Source organism: Bacillus sp. JNUCC-21 (genome assembly GCF_041222765.1).
In the GTDB taxonomy this organism is placed as follows: domain Bacteria; phylum Bacillota; class Bacilli; order Bacillales; family Bacillaceae; genus Bacillus; species Bacillus velezensis.
Genome location: NZ_CP166019.1, coordinates 2,724,463 through 2,741,230 on the forward strand (window position 1 = coordinate 2,724,463; position 16,768 = coordinate 2,741,230).

Annotated in this window: 19 protein-coding genes, 2 pseudogenes and 1 other annotated feature; of the genes and pseudogenes, 6 read left to right on the top strand and 15 right to left on the bottom strand. The window is 42.1% G+C overall.

The genetic code is table 11. The features are described from left to right. Nucleotides 1-3: 3 nt before the first annotated feature. On the bottom strand, nucleotides 4-1,104 hold the full coding sequence (gene yqeH, locus JNUCC21_RS13610) for a ribosome biogenesis GTPase YqeH (RefSeq protein WP_007408255.1): 1,101 nt from the start codon (nucleotides 1,102-1,104) through the stop codon (nucleotides 4-6). A 2-nt stretch (nucleotides 1,105-1,106) separates the two neighbouring features. Continuing rightward, on the bottom strand, nucleotides 1,107-1,625 hold the full coding sequence (locus JNUCC21_RS13615; protein ID WP_007408254.1) for a YqeG family HAD IIIA-type phosphatase: 519 nt from the start codon (nucleotides 1,623-1,625) through the stop codon (nucleotides 1,107-1,109). 357 nt (nucleotides 1,626-1,982) lie between these two features. Here JNUCC21_RS13615 and JNUCC21_RS13620 point away from each other — a divergent pair, with 357 nt between their 5' ends. Next, complete coding sequence (locus JNUCC21_RS13620; protein WP_003152850.1) at nucleotides 1,983-2,123, top strand: sporulation histidine kinase inhibitor Sda; 141 nt, start codon at nucleotides 1,983-1,985, stop codon at nucleotides 2,121-2,123. Nucleotides 2,124-2,255: 132 nt separating this feature from the next. Here the strand turns inward: JNUCC21_RS13620 and JNUCC21_RS13625 are convergent, their stop codons facing one another. From JNUCC21_RS13625 to JNUCC21_RS13635, 3 genes are all read right to left on the bottom strand, one after another. Further along, the gene (locus JNUCC21_RS13625; protein ID WP_003152848.1) at nucleotides 2,256-2,390 is read right to left on the bottom strand and encodes a hypothetical protein; all 135 of its coding nucleotides are present in this window, start codon (nucleotides 2,388-2,390) and stop codon (nucleotides 2,256-2,258) included. Between the two features lie 75 nt (nucleotides 2,391-2,465). Beyond that, nucleotides 2,466-3,197 (bottom strand): SGNH/GDSL hydrolase family protein, encoded by a 732-nt coding sequence (locus JNUCC21_RS13630; RefSeq protein WP_043021686.1) that lies wholly within the window; start codon nucleotides 3,195-3,197, stop codon nucleotides 2,466-2,468. Between the two features lie 69 nt (nucleotides 3,198-3,266). Then, entirely contained in the window at nucleotides 3,267-4,001 is a 735-nt protein-coding gene (locus tag JNUCC21_RS13635) for a polysaccharide deacetylase family protein (RefSeq protein ID WP_015240250.1), read from the bottom strand. Between the two features lie 235 nt (nucleotides 4,002-4,236). Between JNUCC21_RS13635 and JNUCC21_RS13640 the strand changes: the two genes are divergently transcribed. Continuing rightward, on the top strand, nucleotides 4,237-4,863 hold the full coding sequence (locus tag JNUCC21_RS13640) for a TVP38/TMEM64 family protein (RefSeq protein ID WP_012118035.1): 627 nt from the start codon (nucleotides 4,237-4,239) through the stop codon (nucleotides 4,861-4,863). A gap of 15 nt (nucleotides 4,864-4,878) precedes the next feature. Here the strand turns inward: JNUCC21_RS13640 and JNUCC21_RS13645 are convergent, their stop codons facing one another. Further along, nucleotides 4,879-5,226 carry a GNAT family N-acetyltransferase gene (locus JNUCC21_RS13645; protein WP_369878217.1) on the bottom strand — a complete coding sequence of 116 codons (348 nt, stop codon included), beginning with the start codon at nucleotides 5,224-5,226 and terminating at the stop codon, nucleotides 4,879-4,881. 84 nt (nucleotides 5,227-5,310) lie between these two features. Continuing rightward, complete coding sequence (locus JNUCC21_RS13650) at nucleotides 5,311-6,567, bottom strand: MFS transporter (RefSeq protein WP_072589390.1); 1,257 nt, start codon at nucleotides 6,565-6,567, stop codon at nucleotides 5,311-5,313. Between the two features lie 46 nt (nucleotides 6,568-6,613). Beyond that, nucleotides 6,614-6,845, bottom strand: a binding site (T-box leader). Between the two features lie 178 nt (nucleotides 6,846-7,023). Here JNUCC21_RS13650 and sigK point away from each other — a divergent pair. The 4 genes and pseudogenes from sigK to JNUCC21_RS13670 all read left to right on the top strand — a co-directional run. Further along, nucleotides 7,024-7,749: an RNA polymerase sporulation sigma factor SigK gene (gene sigK / locus JNUCC21_RS13655; protein WP_020956104.1), complete on the top strand. Its 726-nt coding sequence runs from the start codon at nucleotides 7,024-7,026 to the stop codon at nucleotides 7,747-7,749. Nucleotides 7,750-8,201: 452 nt separating this feature from the next. Next, nucleotides 8,202-9,044: a sialate O-acetylesterase gene (locus tag JNUCC21_RS13660; protein ID WP_069007156.1), complete on the top strand. Its 843-nt coding sequence runs from the start codon at nucleotides 8,202-8,204 to the stop codon at nucleotides 9,042-9,044. Continuing rightward, nucleotides 9,041-9,568, top strand: coding sequence for a PadR family transcriptional regulator (locus JNUCC21_RS13665; protein WP_072589393.1), 528 nt, complete (start codon nucleotides 9,041-9,043; stop codon nucleotides 9,566-9,568). The genes JNUCC21_RS13660 and JNUCC21_RS13665 overlap by 4 nt, the downstream gene beginning before the upstream one ends. A 650-nt stretch (nucleotides 9,569-10,218) precedes the next feature. Beyond that, nucleotides 10,219-10,563: pseudogene (locus tag JNUCC21_RS13670) on the top strand (helix-turn-helix transcriptional regulator); the annotation flags it as partial. A gap of 675 nt (nucleotides 10,564-11,238) precedes the next feature. On the opposite strand, the gene JNUCC21_RS13675 reads toward JNUCC21_RS13670, so the two are convergent. The 8 genes and pseudogenes from JNUCC21_RS13675 to JNUCC21_RS13710 form a co-directional block, all read right to left on the bottom strand. Further along, complete coding sequence (locus tag JNUCC21_RS13675; protein ID WP_060562647.1) at nucleotides 11,239-11,775, bottom strand: AAA family ATPase; 537 nt, start codon at nucleotides 11,773-11,775, stop codon at nucleotides 11,239-11,241. A gap of 164 nt (nucleotides 11,776-11,939) precedes the next feature. Continuing rightward, complete coding sequence (locus tag JNUCC21_RS13680) at nucleotides 11,940-12,158, bottom strand: hypothetical protein (RefSeq protein WP_060562648.1); 219 nt, start codon at nucleotides 12,156-12,158, stop codon at nucleotides 11,940-11,942. 98 nt (nucleotides 12,159-12,256) lie between these two features. Further along, nucleotides 12,257-12,895, bottom strand: a pseudogene (locus JNUCC21_RS13685) (MFS transporter); the annotation flags it as partial. A 127-nt stretch (nucleotides 12,896-13,022) separates the two neighbouring features. After that, complete coding sequence (satA, locus tag JNUCC21_RS13690; protein ID WP_043021660.1) at nucleotides 13,023-13,544, bottom strand: streptothricin N-acetyltransferase SatA; 522 nt, start codon at nucleotides 13,542-13,544, stop codon at nucleotides 13,023-13,025. A 157-nt stretch (nucleotides 13,545-13,701) separates the two neighbouring features. Further along, nucleotides 13,702-14,202: a DinB family protein gene (locus JNUCC21_RS13695; RefSeq protein WP_012118046.1), complete on the bottom strand. Its 501-nt coding sequence runs from the start codon at nucleotides 14,200-14,202 to the stop codon at nucleotides 13,702-13,704. Nucleotides 14,203-14,419: 217 nt separating this feature from the next. Beyond that, complete coding sequence (locus JNUCC21_RS13700) at nucleotides 14,420-14,773, bottom strand: DUF2651 family protein (protein WP_369878218.1); 354 nt, start codon at nucleotides 14,771-14,773, stop codon at nucleotides 14,420-14,422. A 152-nt stretch (nucleotides 14,774-14,925) separates the two neighbouring features. Then, nucleotides 14,926-15,729 (bottom strand): HAD-IIB family hydrolase, encoded by an 804-nt coding sequence (locus JNUCC21_RS13705; protein WP_025285030.1) that lies wholly within the window; start codon nucleotides 15,727-15,729, stop codon nucleotides 14,926-14,928. A gap of 32 nt (nucleotides 15,730-15,761) precedes the next feature. Next, nucleotides 15,762-16,574 carry a Cof-type HAD-IIB family hydrolase gene (locus JNUCC21_RS13710; RefSeq protein WP_059368072.1) on the bottom strand — a complete coding sequence of 271 codons (813 nt, stop codon included), beginning with the start codon at nucleotides 16,572-16,574 and terminating at the stop codon, nucleotides 15,762-15,764. Between the last annotated feature and the right edge of the window lie 194 nt (nucleotides 16,575-16,768).

Below are 16,768 nucleotides of genomic sequence, written 5' to 3' on the forward strand. Positions count from 1 at the left end.
TCTCTATATTAATGAACGGCGGACAAATACGTGTACGCCTTTCGGAGCGTATGCCGTTATTTTTTTATCTGCTTGCTGCACCGTGACCCAGCCGAGACCGGAAAAAACGATATCCGTCTTTCCTTCTTTAATCGTAAACGTGTGGGGCGTAAGCTCCGGAAATTCATCCAAATGATCTTTTCCGGGCGGGGTAAGCAGTTCTCCCGCATGCTTTTCGTATAAGGCATCAGCATTTTCAAGCTTTGTTCTGTGAATCATCAATTCATTCGGCATATAGCAGACAAACGCCGTTTTATCGCCTGATACATAGTCAAACCGGGCAAGCCCGCCGAAATAAAGCGTTTGTTTTTCATTCAGCTGAAAAGTGCGCGGCTTCAGTTCTTTTTTCGGTGTCAGCACCTTTAAGTCACGCTTGTCCACGTAATGCGCCATCTGGTGATGGTTAATGATTCCCGGCGTATCGTAAAGCGCAGATCCGTCATCGAGCGGGATTTCAATCGCGTCAAGCGTCGTGCCCGGAAATTGAGAGGTGGTAATAATATTCTCTTCCCCTGAGACCTCTTTAATAATCCGGTTGATAAATGTGGATTTGCCGACATTGGTACAGCCCACCACATACACATCGCGCCCTTCGCGGTAATGTTCAATGGCGTCAATGACTTCCTTCATCCCTTGTCCGCGGGAAGCGCTGATTAAAAAGACATCAAGGGGTTTTAAGCCGTATTCTTTCGCTTCGCGTTTCATCCATTGAACGAGCCGTTCCCGTTTTACGGATTTCGGCAGGATATCGGCCTTATTACCGACAAGAATGATCGGATTACCGCCGACAAAGCGGTTCAGCCCGTTTATCCAGCTTCCGTTAAAATCAAAAATATCAACGACTTTGACAATAAGAGAGTCAGTATCGCCGATTGTGTGCAAGATATTTAAAAAGTCATCATCCGTTAATGAAACATCTTGAATTTCATTGTAATTTTTCAGTCTGAAGCAGCGCTGGCAGATGACATTCTCTTTCGTGAGCGATGCCTTTGGCGCGTATCCGAGACCTTGTTTATCCTCGGTCTGGATCGTTACTCCGCAGCCGATGCAAACAACCTTTTCCATTTCTAATCCTCCCACTGAATATGGCCTTTACGTTTCAAAGAACTCAATATTCTCCGTTCAATCCGGCGGTTAAAGCGCGTCATGACTCCGTCAGAGGAAGCGACAGGCACGACGAGGATCGTATGATACCCGTTTCTGTTTCCGCCGAGAACATCAGTAAGCAGCTGATCGCCGATGACCACACAGTCTTCTTTTTTCAGATCCATGCTGCTGACGGCTCTTTTAAAGGCGCGTCCCATCGGTTTTCTTGCCTTATAAATAAACGGTATGCCAAGCGGCTCCGAGAATAATTTCACTCTTCGTTCATTATTATTGGAGACGATCGTGACTTTAATGCCGTGCTCCTTCATTTCTTCAAACCACTCGATTAATCGAGGTGTCGCACTCGGTCTGTCCCACTCCACAAGCGTGTTGTCAAGGTCTGTAATAATCCCTTTCACATTGCGTTCTTTGAGCTTTTCCGGTGTGATATGAAATATATTTTTCACAAATTCGTCAGGTAAAAAAAACTTTTTTAACAAAACCCGCACCCTTCCTTTTCTTTCTATCATCTATATGTCGAAACCTGTCAGATTTAAAAACAAAGTCGGACTCAGTAAAAAAATTTCGACAAAAATTGGGTTTCTTCACCAGTTGTGGATAAAATTACACACATTATCCACTCTTATTACATCCGGATTTATCCAGATTATAAACAAGATACTAACAAGTTATCCACTTACGAGTGTGGATAACAGAACGATTGTTCTTATTTGTATTTCATGGTAGATTAAAGATAACCTCACCATGATTGAAACGCAACCTTCCATCATATGCTTGCGTCTGATGATTGATTACAATTATAAGGAGGTGCCACTCCCATTAATTGGGTCCCCGGCATGAGAAAGCTTTCTGATGAATTACTAATAGAATCTTATTTCAAAGCCAATGAAATGAATTTGAGCCGTGAATTTATCGAGTTAATTGAAAACGAAATCAAAAGAAGATCGCTCGGACACATTATTTCCGTTTCTTCTTAAACAGAAAAAAATTCCCGGGCGAATTTCCTTTTTTTACTCAGATGACTGATATTATATCACTTCGGTTATGCGCATTACTACCACTTTCAACAAAAAACACCCCTAAAATAGAGGTGTTTAAGAGGACGGCTGCTATATATTGAACCAATACAGACCGCCCAGGACGAGAATGACGACGAGCAGCACAACAAAAAATGCGTACCAGTACCCCGCATTCACCCGAGGAGGCGGGCATACAGGATATTGCGGAGGGAAACCGCGGTTCATAGCAATCGCCTCCAAAAAGATGTTTTTTCTACAGCCTATGAAGCAGAAGCAAAACGGTTTAGGCAGCTGACGGCGTCAGCGTTCCAAAACCCGCCCATTTTTTATGCCTTCAATTAAGATTCTGGCGCCTTTTGGCGTCATATGATTTCCGGAGGGATCTATCAGTCCGGATTGGATCAGCGCCCGGTCTGTATCTTTGCCGCCGTCCGCGCGTATAAAGTGTTTCCAGTTATCCACCAGCGGCACTTTCAACTCAGCTGCAACCTGCCTCGTAACGCCGTTATAGGAATTATGCCATTTTCTCGCGCCGCCTTTTTCTTTAAAGGCTGAGGCTTTATATCTCGCATAGTAATAGAGATGATGCGTTCCGTTTCCTTCTATAACCGGGATGCACGTCATTAAAATCGGCTTTATGCCGTGATTTCTGCTTTCGTTTATGAAATAAGTCAGGTTTTCTTTAAACCGTTTCTTTGATACCCGCGGCTGATCGCCCGTCAAAATGCCCGCATCATTTGTTCCGAACATGATAAATAAATATTGGGGCTTACGGTCCAGCACGTCGCTTTGAAAACGCAGGCGCGCATCCTCAGTCGTCTGGCCGCCTATTCCCGCATTTATAACTGTAAGACGGCCGCGTTCCGCTGTTTTTAAAATGTTTACCCACTGCTGCGCCTTCGGATAATCACGATAATCCCAGTTGGAACCGCGCGTATTGCTGTCGCCGAACGCGACAACACTTTTTTCTTTGCCCGCGGCGCATCCTGATAACAGACAGATTATCGTAATAAAAAGAACAGCAAACTTCATTTTCTCTCCCCCCAAACCTTACCTCCTATGGTACACATCTCTTTGGCGGCTTTCAACGCGGCGCTCTCTTTACTGGATATGAAAAGGGCCGGAATCCTGTCCGATCAAATCCGAAACCTTAACAAACGTGTAGCCCTGCTTTTTCAGCTTGGGAATGATTTCTTTCAAAGCCTCAACCGTCTGGCGCCGGTTTCCTCCGCCGTCATGCAGAAGAACGATATCTCCATCTCTGGCATGTGAAACAACGTGCCTGACGATTTTTCCTTTCCCGGGCCTTTTCCAGTCCCTCGGATCTTGGTTCCATGACCACATGATGATATGATAGCCCTCTTTTAAGATGCTTTTGAAAGCCGTATGATTCAGCGACCCTCCCGGCGGGCGGAATAACTTGTCCCCTTCCGGCTGCAGCGATGTAATATGATGCGCTGAGCTGTGAAGCTCTTGTAAAATGTCTTTGCGTTTCAGTCGGTGAAAATAAACATGGTTCATCGTATGGTTGCCGATTTCATGCCCTTCTTCAACGATGCGTTTTGCCGTTATGGGGTATTTGTCTATACGGCTCCCGACACAAAAAAAGGTTGCTTTAACATTGTGCTGTTTCAACACGTCTAACACAGCCTCCGTATAGACAGGATGGGGGCCGTCATCGAAGGTTAAAGATAGTTTCTTTTTTTCAGACCTTATATCCCAGTACACGTTTCCCGTCTTCTCCATGTCACTTCTTTTTAAAGATTTCGCCTCGGCGGACACGGCAGTGAGACTCGTGAGGACGCATATCATGATGATCAGATGAAAGCATCTCAACGTTTACACCTCCAGTAAACACTACTGTTAACGTGTCCCCTTTTATAAAAAATCATTCTCTGCATCAAATGATGCACATCACCCGCTTCCCGCTTGTTTTTGTCCAAATCCGGGTGCCAGCCGTTTCTCATCAAACGGCAAATGCTGATAAACAAGTACGCTTATCGGACAGCTTATTTTAATAGAAGGAGATAGATTTGTGCTGTATACTAATTGAAAAGAGGTGAACGTGCAGATGATAAAAAAGGGATTCAGTCTTGCCGTCATCATTGCTGTCGTGATGATCGGCTTTATGCAAAAAGACGTCTGGCTCAGCATGATTCGCGCGGGCGGCATGTACGCCGTGCTTATGAGTATCCTTCTGGTCGCAGCTGACGTATTTTTTCCGATCGTTCCATTCGCCATTATCGCGGCCTTAAACGGAGCGGTTTTCGGGATTGTAAACGGGGTGTGGATTACATTGTCAGGCGCGATGCTCGGAACAATGGCATTGTTTTTTCTCGTCCGGTACGGATTCAGAGACTGGGCCAGAAAAAAGCTGCTGGCTTACCCGGCAGCGGCCCAATATGAAGATTCATTTCATCAGCACGCGTTTACGGCGGTGCTTTTCGGGCGGCTGATTCCGATTATACCGTCGCTTGCCATGAATACCGTCTGCGGGCTGAGTAATATCCGATGGCCGATCTTTTTTTCTGCGTCGGTGCTCGGCAAAATTCCGAACATTGTGATCGTGACCGTCGCAGGCGCTTCATTTACAAGCAACAAACTGCTGTCTTTCGGGATTTACGGAATGTATATGCTCGTCTTAATGGCGGTCATTTATAAGAAGTTTCCCGGCCTTTTAAAAACAACGAAAAAATGAAGCGCGTACCGCCCCCTATTCCGGCGGTACGGCTCCTCTCATTCTGAGAACTTTTCCGTTACATTCTGAACCGATCACTTCCATGTTTTTCTTTCTGTAAAATGACAGAGCCTCTTCATTGCCCGGCGAAACTCTCAGGTGATATTCCGAAACACCGTTCGCTCTGAAAAACTGATTCGCGTATTGATGCAGTTTCGTTCCGCACCCCCTTCCCCTCTGCTTCTCAGTCATATAGTAAAGGTGCACATAACCGATTTTTTGGCTGCGGTAAAATTTGATGGAAGCTTCAAGCTGTCCGATCGGCTGCCCGTTATGAAAAAGCGGCATAAAACCGTCGGGAATTTGATTTGGGATGACAGCCACCTGAGATATTCATCCTTATTAAAATGATCCGCCGTGCCAAAGCTGGCGAAAAACGAATCCTCACGAAATGAAACGGCCGTCTCTTTATGTTTGTTTAAATTGATCCGCTTGAAATACATCAGGAGTCCTCCTTTTTGCGGCCGCAAATAAGAACGAGCATAAAACGGCTGCCAACGCCAGCATAACAGCAGCGCCTGCGATGACGATGCCGCGGACAGAAGAACTGACAGAAGCCGCTCCGAATACCGCCGTTACTACTATAACGAAGACGGCTTCGATTAATGAATAAAAGCTCCCCACTCTCCCCATGATGTCCACCGGAACATTCTTTTGATAAAACGTCAGAATGCCTGTATTGGCAAACGCCAGAAAAAAAGCGAGAAGGAAAAATCCGAAAGCAGCCGTCCAAAAAACGTCAGAAAACGCATAAATCATATATCCGGCCGCTGTGAATAAAGAGCCCATTCCCATCAATAAAGAAGCCGGCATTTTTTTATTAAAGAACACATTGACAAGCGCCCCCGCGATAATGCCTGCCCCTGAGACACTGACGAGAAAACCGTAATCGGCATCAGTCAGCTGAAGAACCTCTTTTGCAAAAGCGGCTTCAAGCGAATCAAGCGCTGATGGCATAACGGTCATGACCAGACTGAATAAAAAATAAATGATCATGACGTTTCGCGCCGTTCGGCTGAAGCGATAGACGAGCTTCCAATCTTCTTTGCACACTGCCAAAGAAAGCTTCTGTCTGGGAGAATGTACGTGAGGCTCATTTTCAAGGTTCGGCAGCATCATCGTGATGAAACCGGACAGCACTAAAGCCCCCGCATTCACCCAAATCGCAAAAATCGGCGTGCCGGCGATAAAAAGCAGCCCGGCCGCAGCCGGCCCGAGGAGAAAAGCCCCTGATTCCGACAAAGCCCTTAGTGAATTGAATCGTTTTCTCCTTTCAGCCGGAATAAGCATCGTCACATACGCCATGGAACACGGACGAAACATCGCATTGGCCATTTGAATCAAAAACACGATACAATAAACGGAAAACAAAGACCGTACAGTAAACATCAGCGGCAGAACGGCAATGAATGCAGCCCGGATGAAATCAAGCGACATCATCATATTCCGTTTGTTACACCGGTCGATGATGCTGCCCGCCCACCCATTTGTCATCAAAACAGCCGCAGGCCTGATTAAATAAAGGATGGAAACCGCAAAAGCAGACCCCGTTTCTTTTAAAACAATAAGATTAAGAGACAAAAAATAAATCCATTCACCAATATTTGCTATCCCGATTCCGGTTAACAGAAGCATCAGGTACCGCCAAGACTTCAGGTTTTTCATCTTATCCCTCCCTTAAAAATAAAAAACGCCCTCAAGACAATAAAGTCTTGAGGACGGGAAACAGCCCGCTATGCCACCTCAATTCGGTTTGGTGCCGGCCTAAGCCGGGTACAAAGCTTACTCGGTAACAGGAGTATCCGCCGCATCATCCTCGTGTTGCATGATTCCGATGCGAAGCTAAGAGGTTTGTTTCAACACATCCATTCATACTCCTTCACAGCTCCCGGAGCTCTCTGTCATGAATGATATCTGTCTACTCGTCTCTTCAGCGCTTTTCGGTTATATTGTTTTCACCCTTACTTTTTTTAACAATATACAGGCTCAATCAGCAAAAATCAAGAGGCTGTAAGAAATAAAACCTGCCTTTGATTAATTTCCCTGTACAGACACAAACAGCCTGACTGCCACATACAGTTACATATAGGCTTTTGCCTACATAACTTTGTGGAGGTGAGGATGGTGACAGGTGTTTTTGCAGCGCTCGGGTTTATTGTGAAAGAACTCGTGTTTTTAGTATCATACGTGAAAAATAATGCCTTTCCACAACCGCTCTCAAATAGTGAGGAGAAAAAATACTTAGACCTTATGGCTGAAGGAGATGAACACGCCCGCAACATGCTGATCGAACACAATCTCCGTTTAGTCGCCCATATTGTGAAAAAATTCGAAAACACGGGAGAGGACGCAGAAGATCTGATCTCCATCGGTACAATCGGGCTGATTAAAGGAATTGAAAGCTACTCAGCCGGAAAAGGCACGAAGCTTGCCACATATGCTGCACGATGTATTGAAAATGAGATTTTAATGCATCTGCGCGCATTGAAAAAAACGAAAAAAGACGTCTCCCTTCATGATCCGATCGGCCAGGATAAAGAAGGGAATGAAATAAGCCTGATCGATGTCCTCAAGTCGGAAAGCGAAGATGTGATCGACACCATTCAGCTCAACATGGAACTTGAAAAGGTCAAAAAATATATCGATATTTTAGACGACCGCGAAAAAGAAGTCATCGTCGGCCGCTTCGGGCTTGATTTAAAAAAAGAAAAAACGCAGCGCGAGATCGCAAAGGAGCTCGGCATTTCAAGGAGTTATGTGTCGCGGATTGAAAAACGCGCATTGATGAAGATGTTTCATGAGTTTTATCGGGCGGAGAAGGAGAAGCGGAAGAAGAAGGGAAAGTGAGCGAAAAGCCGGATCTGACATCCCGGCTTTTTCTGCATTTTAGGACATTGCTCTTCAAGTATAACTTCAGGATTTAGAAATAAAACATAACAAATGAATAGAATTGGTACAATCGTTAACCTTTTTAATAATTTTTTATTGATATTTAACCCCTTCAACACAGCCCCCCTTTATACCCCCTCATCATTGAATGTATTTCCTATGAAAAATGATTTTGAACCTCATAGGAACCCTTACATCACAGGGTTTTTGTTGTTTTTTCATTGTTTATCAAGACCTAAAGCAAAAGAACTTGCTAATTCTCAAATACATCCACCAAATGTTCAATGTTAGTTTGTTTTTCATACATACTAATAATAAAAATAAAACCTAGTTGAAACTTTACAAGACAAGCTGAATGGACTATAGTCTAATTAGACTAAAATATTGATGTAAAGAAGTGAAAAAATTAGATGATAAAGTCTTTTTTAATGTTAGGGCAGTCGAATATGGCAGGCCGTGGATTTTTGAATGAAGTAGACCCTATTTATAATGAAAAAATAAAAATGCTGCGCAATGGACAGTGGCAGATGATGACAGAGCCGATTAATTACGACCGTCCGGTTTCCGGCGTTGGCCTGGCGGCATCTTTTGCAGATGCATGGTCGAAAGCTCATCCCGATGAAGAAATTGGCTTGGTCCCTTGTGCGGAAGGTGGCAGTTCATTGAATGACTGGCATCCGGAAGGCATCCTTTTTCAGCATGCTTTGTCCGAAGCCCGCTTCGCCCTCCAGTCCAGTCAAATTTGCGGAATTCTTTGGCATCAAGGTGAGAGTGACAGTTATCGTTCGCTGCATGAAACTTATTACGAGAAATTAACTCTTATCATCGGGACGCTAAGAAACGAGTTGGAATTAGATGAGGTACCGTTGATTATTGGAGGGCTTGGTGACTTTCTTGGGAAGACTGGTTTTGGACAGCACGCGACTGAATTTCGACAGGTTAATGAACAATTGCTGCGTTTTGCTGATGAACAAGAGAATTGTTATTTTGTTACTGCAGCAGGTTTGACTGCGAATCCTGATGGCATTCATTTAGACGCAGCTTCACAACGCAAATTCGGTTACCGCTATTTCGAGGCTTTTTCGAAAAAGCACCATATCCTGAAACCCATTTCGGGAGAGGAGCAATCACTGAAAGTGAATGGTGACTATTCTAAAACAGAACAGATCTACCTTCATAGTATGGATTTGGCTTCGGGTAAAATCACGTACGCGGAATTTGAGGCGCGGATGGCGAAGGTGATGAAACCATGATTCCCTTACTTATCCTTGGCTTGCTCATCCAAAACCCCGGAGCTCACGGCTATGAACTTCTGGCCTTAATGGAAAAACGTCATTACAAGTACATCGTTAACTTCACGAAAGGTTCATTTTATTACAATCTGCAGCAACTTGAAGAAAAGTGTTTGATTGAACAGATTCAGCAGAAACCCTCAACCGGCGCGCGTGAAATCCGTAACTTTAAAGTCACAGATTCGGGAAGGGCAGAATTCGAAAAATTAATGATCAAATACGGCACCAAATCGGAATATGTGAACCTGCAATTTTATGGGGCGTTACTCTTTGCCGATGAATTCGACAAAAATAAATTACTGGATCTGATCCAATCACAAATCGATCAGACTAAAACTCGAATCGAGCTCCTTGACGAATACCTGTCCATCACTCAAGAAATTCCCGGCACAATCAATTACTTTCGCCGTATGAACGAAAATTCCCGTTCACATCACTTGGTTAATTTAGAGTGGTTCGAAAAATTGAAAGCAGAAATAGAGTGAACTATTGCATAATAAAAAATGCAATGTTACATATATCAGAATATTAGTTACCTACATATAAAACCTGTGTCGCAGATATCTAGTAACACCATTGATACAGGTTTTATACTCCTTTTTAATTAAACCAGTATAGGGTTGTCAACACTTGCCCCAAACAAGAGCAAGTGAATCTGCTGCGTGTTCTTCTTTTTCAATCCGTATGAATAACCACTTTACACCTATTCAGTATTCAAGTAAGTCAACTGATATTTCTCCATCTTCCGCTGAACTGCTGCTTTCGTCGAATAAGAAAAAGTGATCTCCCTTAAGGAAGAATCACTTCCTCTAATTGAACAAGCAGTGAAGGTGAACACCGTTCTCGACATAACTAAAATTTTTTATCTACCTCTGCGTAAGCAACTTTCAATTGATTGATAGTAAACCCCTCCAACAAGAAAACTCGGCTTTTTCTATTTTTTTCAATATAAAACAATGATAACTTTCTTTCATCTTATGCAACCCCAAGCAGTTATGAGGTGTTTTCTTTATCTGTACAAATACAGGTGAATTACTTAATTTATTACATATAAGTTATCCTGCAAAACTGTGCACGAAATGTCGGGCAGATACATTTCGCTCCTGTTATTCTTTTGTTAAAGGAGGTCAAATAAATGGATTCGCTTAAAAGGATGAATAGCGCATTAACGTATATTGAAGAAAACCTCACGAACGATATTGATTTTAAAGAAGCAGCAAGGCTTGCTTTCTGCTCTGAATATCATTTTAAAAGGATGTTTTCCTTCCTTACAGGTATTTCATTATCGGAATATATTCGTCGCAGACGTCTTACTCTTGCAGCTTTTGAACTTAAAGACAGCAGCGTAAAGGTGATTGATATGGCCATAAAATACGGTTATCACTCACCAGATTCTTTCGCACGAGCATTTCAAAATCTGCATGGCATAAGCCCATCAGAAGCTAAACATAATGGCCATTCACTTAAAGCTTATCCGCGAACGATAGGATTCGCAATATTTTCCCTGCAATGTCAGGTGCCGAACCTTGAGCAGCCTGGGCCATTGCCTGCTTTCCCATTTGTATTAATTGACAGTGCAAGCCCCAAGCTGTCGACGAACCTAAATGTACCGTCATTGCATCGATATGATAATCATCCACTTCAGGGTATTGTTCCGCCACTTCTCGGCACGTATTCAAAAAGAGTCCCGAGCCATGTAACCTTCTTACGGCGGCTGCATGCGCAATACGTGTAATCGCCTTTTTAGTGAAAACTCCAGTCAATACAGCCACTTCCGGGGTTACCTGCCATACATATTTCGGCCAGCGTAAAAGCCTTCCGTATTTTCACGGAAAATGACCAAATTAGCTTTCCCTGCAATACTTTTCATTCCAGGTATTGTCTTTGCCGGCGGCAATGGCTTTTCACTCAATCGTAACCAGCTTAAACGCTGGCTGGACAGGTTTCAGGGTGTATCTATTCATTGGAGTTCCGTCTCTTGCAACTTAACCAAAAACTTCCTCACGAAGAACAAATCACTTCTCTATTGTGGGATACTGCCGAAAATAAATCACTTCACAACAGAGAAACTGAAAGCGGTATAAAAAAACAGCTCCGTTAAAATGGCCGGAACTGTCTTTGAATTTTGGTTTTTCAGTTATCTCCATCCGTTAGTTTAATTAGAATTCAGATAATCCAAGACACGATCAACTCTTTCATTGACTGAGTAATCTCCTTCAATTTTTAGCAATGGACAAGATAAATCTGCCATCCAATGTTCGTGTAAAGCTTTGCTTCTAACTTCCATTCCAGCATTATCATATAAAGAAGCCCACTCTAAAAATGTTTTTGATTGTTCATATTTACTGCCGCCGGCTAACACTTCGTTTCCATAACGCTGAAATTCCCTATGCCTTAATCTCTCAAGCCGTATATCTTGCGGAATCCATAAGAAGATGACAAGGTCAAAGTAACTTTTTAGATCATCGCCCCAGCCGCACACCGCGCCAGAAAGAATCCATTTCTCATTTATTGTCAAGTCTTTTTCAAGCAACTTTCTTCTTTCAGGAATTTCTCTTTTCTTAGTGAATTTGTCTGACCAATAGTAATCATCAGTATCAAGATGCGTATGAGGCAAATGCTTTGATAATGCAACACCCAATGTTGAAGTTCCGACTCCGGAGGCTCCCAGTATGTGAATATTTTTTTTCATAGTTCCCTCTCCTTATAAAGCAACGAAACTCCCTGTCCGCTGCACAAGGTTCTTACTATTATTTTAACATAAATCCCCAAAAACCTTTACTTTGCCAGGGAAATCCAAATGCGTGTTAAAACCATACTGCTTACGAACATCATGGTCATTTTCAAACAGAATGATTAACTTTCTCTCCGGCCTATTTTAATATCCTCATACACTTTCTCAAAAGTCTCGATTGGCAGTGAAAACTTGGTTATTTTCTCGTTACGATAATTGATCATGATCTCAATTTGATTATTTTTTTGTTCAAACTCAATAAGTGCATTCTCCCATTTATCTCTGATTGAAATGATACAATTTCCATTTTTCTTTTCCTTTTTCTTATAAATGTAATTCACTTTAACTCCCCTTTCATTGATCGAAAAAAGGTTTCGGAATAAGGAAGCTCCTCAAAAAAAGGATCAAAACTTTTATCAAGTTTGATCCTTTTCCCTTTTTAGTCATTCCTTTGCGAACGTTTATAGACATTCATGTTTACCAGCCAGCTCATAACGATGATTCCTGCAAAAAGAATGAGCATATTACTGTACAAATAAGCGGAATGATCAGCGTTAACAGGCAGCAGCCTTTGATCCAGCAAGCGGGTCGATAATAAACCGCCTGCAATCGAAATACCCGTTCCCTCTGATAGAAAGCTGGTAAAATTAAGCAGACTCATTCCGGCGCCGGCTTCCTTTTGTTTCAAACTGCCAGATACCATTGTAGATATAACCGTTTTTGTGAAGGAGAGCCCCCCAAAAACAAAAACGATGATAACGGTCATGAGCCAAGGTGTCGCATCTATAAAAAAGGCAGCGATTAAAAAGCTGGAAGACATCAATGCAATCCCAATGGTCAGCACATATAAAGAACCTTTCCGATCAACAAGCCATCCTCCAATGTAACCGAAGATGATGACGCTCATCGTTCCAGGAAACATAATCCCGCTTCCAATTGCCGCAGTACTTAAATGGTGAACATCTTTCATCATATAAGGAACCATAGACACAAATCCTGCAGCAGTGCCGAATATCAGGCCTCCGCAAAGGACGCCCATCATAAACAAGACATTTTTCCCCAGTGCAGGGTCAACAAAGGATTTTGCACTTCATCCATAACTCCCCCTGCATTGATTGATATACCTTATTATAAATCCTCAAGCCGATGTTTTGAATACTTCGCGACACACCCGCTGAATGACGAAACATCAAATACTGTTATATTTAAAATTTACAGTACCAAAAAACCGCAATTTCATTTGCTGTTGAAAAATTGGAATAAAGCATTGTATCGACCGCTCCTATGACAAAGTTATTTTTGGCATAAAAATGACAAGCTGAAACATTAATATCTTGTGTTTCAAGCATAAGACCGCATAAATGATTCTCCTTTGCCCACTCAATCGCTTTATGTAATAAAGCCGTCCCGACACCATTTTTTCTATAATCTTCTGCAACGGCAATGTCTTCAATCAGTGCGTATCCATTCCAATTAGAACGAAGCTTACTCCGGCCGACACAGTCGTTCTCTGCGTAATAAAAAAAGACAACTTTATCCTCTTCTTCAATATAACTGACATCAATGTCTTCATCGTCATATTTTTTGACATAAGGTTCAGCAAATTTCTCCTCTGTATATGTCCAAACATTGTTTTCAAATGAAGGGATGATTCTCCCTGAAACAACGAAAGGTTCGTTTGGTTTATTGAAGTCTTTCATATTGAATCGCGTCATTTTAGTTATCATCATAATCACCTTTCTGCATTTATTGACCTTAATTTACATCTTTTGAACTGTTGATTCGTCTGCATGTCATGGATACCGGTTTAATAACTCTAAAAAACAAAAAAGATACCAACATCGATTGGTATCATCTATTCATTCGAGCCCTTACAACAATATCCTATTTCGGAGCTTCCAAACCGAATTTAATCCATTCCTCTTTTGCCGGACCGTAAATACCCGGAACAGGTAAACCTGCTTGTCTCATAAGGACAGTCATTTGTCCTCGATGATGGTTTTGATGTTGAATTAAAAACATCAAAAGTGAACCATTTGGCAATTGCTGACCAATAAAGTTGACACATTCTTGAAGTGTATCGTCAGTCCATTGCGTTTTTAACGCCTGTACAAATGCATTACTGGCTTGATGATAACTCTCAGCAATAAACCGCGCCGATGCAGGAACAGGATAATCTTCAGCCGGAGCGTGAAACGTTAAATCTGTGTTTGAGGTAATGATGTGAATGGCAGCGACAGTATGCCATGCAATACGGCCTAAAGTCCAATGTTGTGAAGTGATTTCTTGTTTAAGTGATTCATCAGTCAGATGATTCAGCAGTTTTTGTGTCGCATCGGCTTCGAATTCCCAAGATTTCAAAAAATGGTCTAAGGTTTGAAACATAAAAATCCTCCTTATCCTTTTTTGTTTTTCTATGTATCTACAGTTCAATTATAGTGCTCCGTTTAGTTAAAAAAGAACAAAACGATAGACAGACATTTTTAACAGAAAGCCCGATCTGACAACAACAGACAAAATATAAGAACATAACGGATAACTCTATACTTCTTTTTCTTCAATCGACAAAAAAAGGATAGCTGTTCAAACAGGATTCTTCTGTCTAATATTTTCTCTTTGCGAAAGTCCATATCGTCTTAGTGATTGAACCGGAGACAAAACAGCTCCCCGTCATCATAGCCACCCAAATGAAAAATGTCGGTTCGGCACCTATTACAATAAACATGAATATCAAGGACAAAATGAAGACAATAACAACCATCATCCATACTTTTTTAAAGATGAAATACCCTAAAATCCCTAACAGAAAAGAAGCTGCCGGAAGAAAAATGAGAATGATATACGCGGGGCTCAACAGCGGGCTAATACAAACACCTCCCAATTTCAAAACGAGGCAGTTCCTGCTTTTTGTCTGATATGAAGTGATTTTTTTCATCTTGATATTACACTGCTTCATTCATTTTATACATATTATACCAATACCATCGAGTCAAATATAGATATTTATTCATTTTTAACATACTTTAGGAAAATCAGGAGTGAATTAAAGTCTGAGGATAGCCCGCTTTTTCTATCCCTAGTAAGTCCTGCCGCATTAATTTTAGCCCATCATTGTTTTTGCAGCGCTAATATTCTCATAATCGTGTGCATGACGCTGCTTTCCTCATTTGATTTGATGACAAAGTGCGCCGCATCTTTTATTTCGTCAATGGCATTCTTAACCGCAAAGCTGTAGGATGCCGCTTCCATCAATTCTTTGTCATTGCGGCCGTCTCCGAACGCCATTGTTTCATCAGCCGAAACCCCTAATAATCGCTGCAGTTCTTGTACTGTTGTTCCTTTATGTATTCCGATATTTGCTATGTCCATCCAGGTATCCTCTGATGCTACGATATATAATTGGTGAAAAAATTCATGCAGCTTTTCTCTCGTTTCCGGACAGTTGGCGTCGGGGTCATGAACCGTAATCTTGATAAAATCGTCTTTTATCTCAGTAAAATCAGTTATTTTCGTTACATGTGCATAAGAGGCATTTACATATTTCATCTCACTTTCAGACAGATTTTCTTTTACGATCGCGCCATTTTTTGTGCATGCGATAATGCTATGCCCGCAGCTGATTTTTTCTAAAGCGCCTATAATTGACAGTCCCGCTTCATTGCTGATCAAAGATTCATATACGAACTTGCCGTTCTTTTTTATACGTGTGGCACTGTCTCCTAAAATCCAAAAATCTTTCGCATCTTCTCCGAATAAAGCTTCCACTCTTTCACACTGCTTCCCGGTGCAGATGGCGAAAGCGACATGCTGTTCCTCCATTACTCGTTTTGTCTTTTCAAATAACGTTCTGTCAAAATCGCCTTGATTATTTAAAAATGTACCGTCTAAATCCGTAATCACTAATTTAATCATCGTTCAGCACCTCCGCAGTTAAAACGTCTTTTTCAGACAAAGGGTTTTTCACATTTTAGAATGGAATCAATCGCATTTAAGACCCCTTCTTCATTGTTTGATTGCGTGATATGCGCCGCAGCCTGTTTAATACTTTCATGCGCATTATCCATGGCGACCCCGTATTTCACGGCGGACACCATCTCCAGATCATTGCCGCTGTCTCCGAAGGCCGCACACTCTTCATCACCCATCCCCCATTGTTTCTGGAGAAGCTTAATCCCGCTCGCTTTATGAAGCCCCGGTATGATCAGATCTATGTCACCGTGCCCGCTTGATACAGGCGTAACGAAAGACCCGATTGCATTTTTTAAATAGCTCAGAAGTGCGGAACAATGTTCGGCGGGAAAGCTGATGGAAAATTTCAAAATGTCATCATCGATGTTTTCAAAATGCGGCACCCTTTTTAACACATAATAATACTTACTGGCATGCAGATATTCATCTTCACCGGCATTTTCATGAATATACGCGCTTTTTTTTCCGCAGACAATGACGTTTTTCACCTCATACTGCTCTAAAGCAAGGATCACTGCTTTTATAGTGTCTTCAGACATGTTACCCGCGAATAATTCTTCTCCGGCATTCACGACGAAAGCGCCATTCTCAGCAACGAAAGCGATTTCACTTTTGATTTCCGGAAAGAAGGATGTAAGCTGCGCATATTGGTTTCCGCTTGCTACGGCAAATTTAATCCCCCGCGATTTTAATTCACGATACTGATTCATAAAACGCTCTTTGTTATAGGCCATTTCATCATTCAAAAACGTTCCGTCCATATCAACCGCTATCAGTTTGATACTCATATTGTCCTCCTTTTTTCGGCCGCTTTTGTCAGAGACCCTTGAAGAGATCATGCATAAAGCGTATGAACGAATTATATCCGCAGTTGTTTTGCGCCGTAAATCATTGGCTGACGTCTTGTTTTGAATGACACAAAAAGTGATTTGTCACATAAATATAACACTATGTTTCTTTTAAAAATGATATGTTACGATTA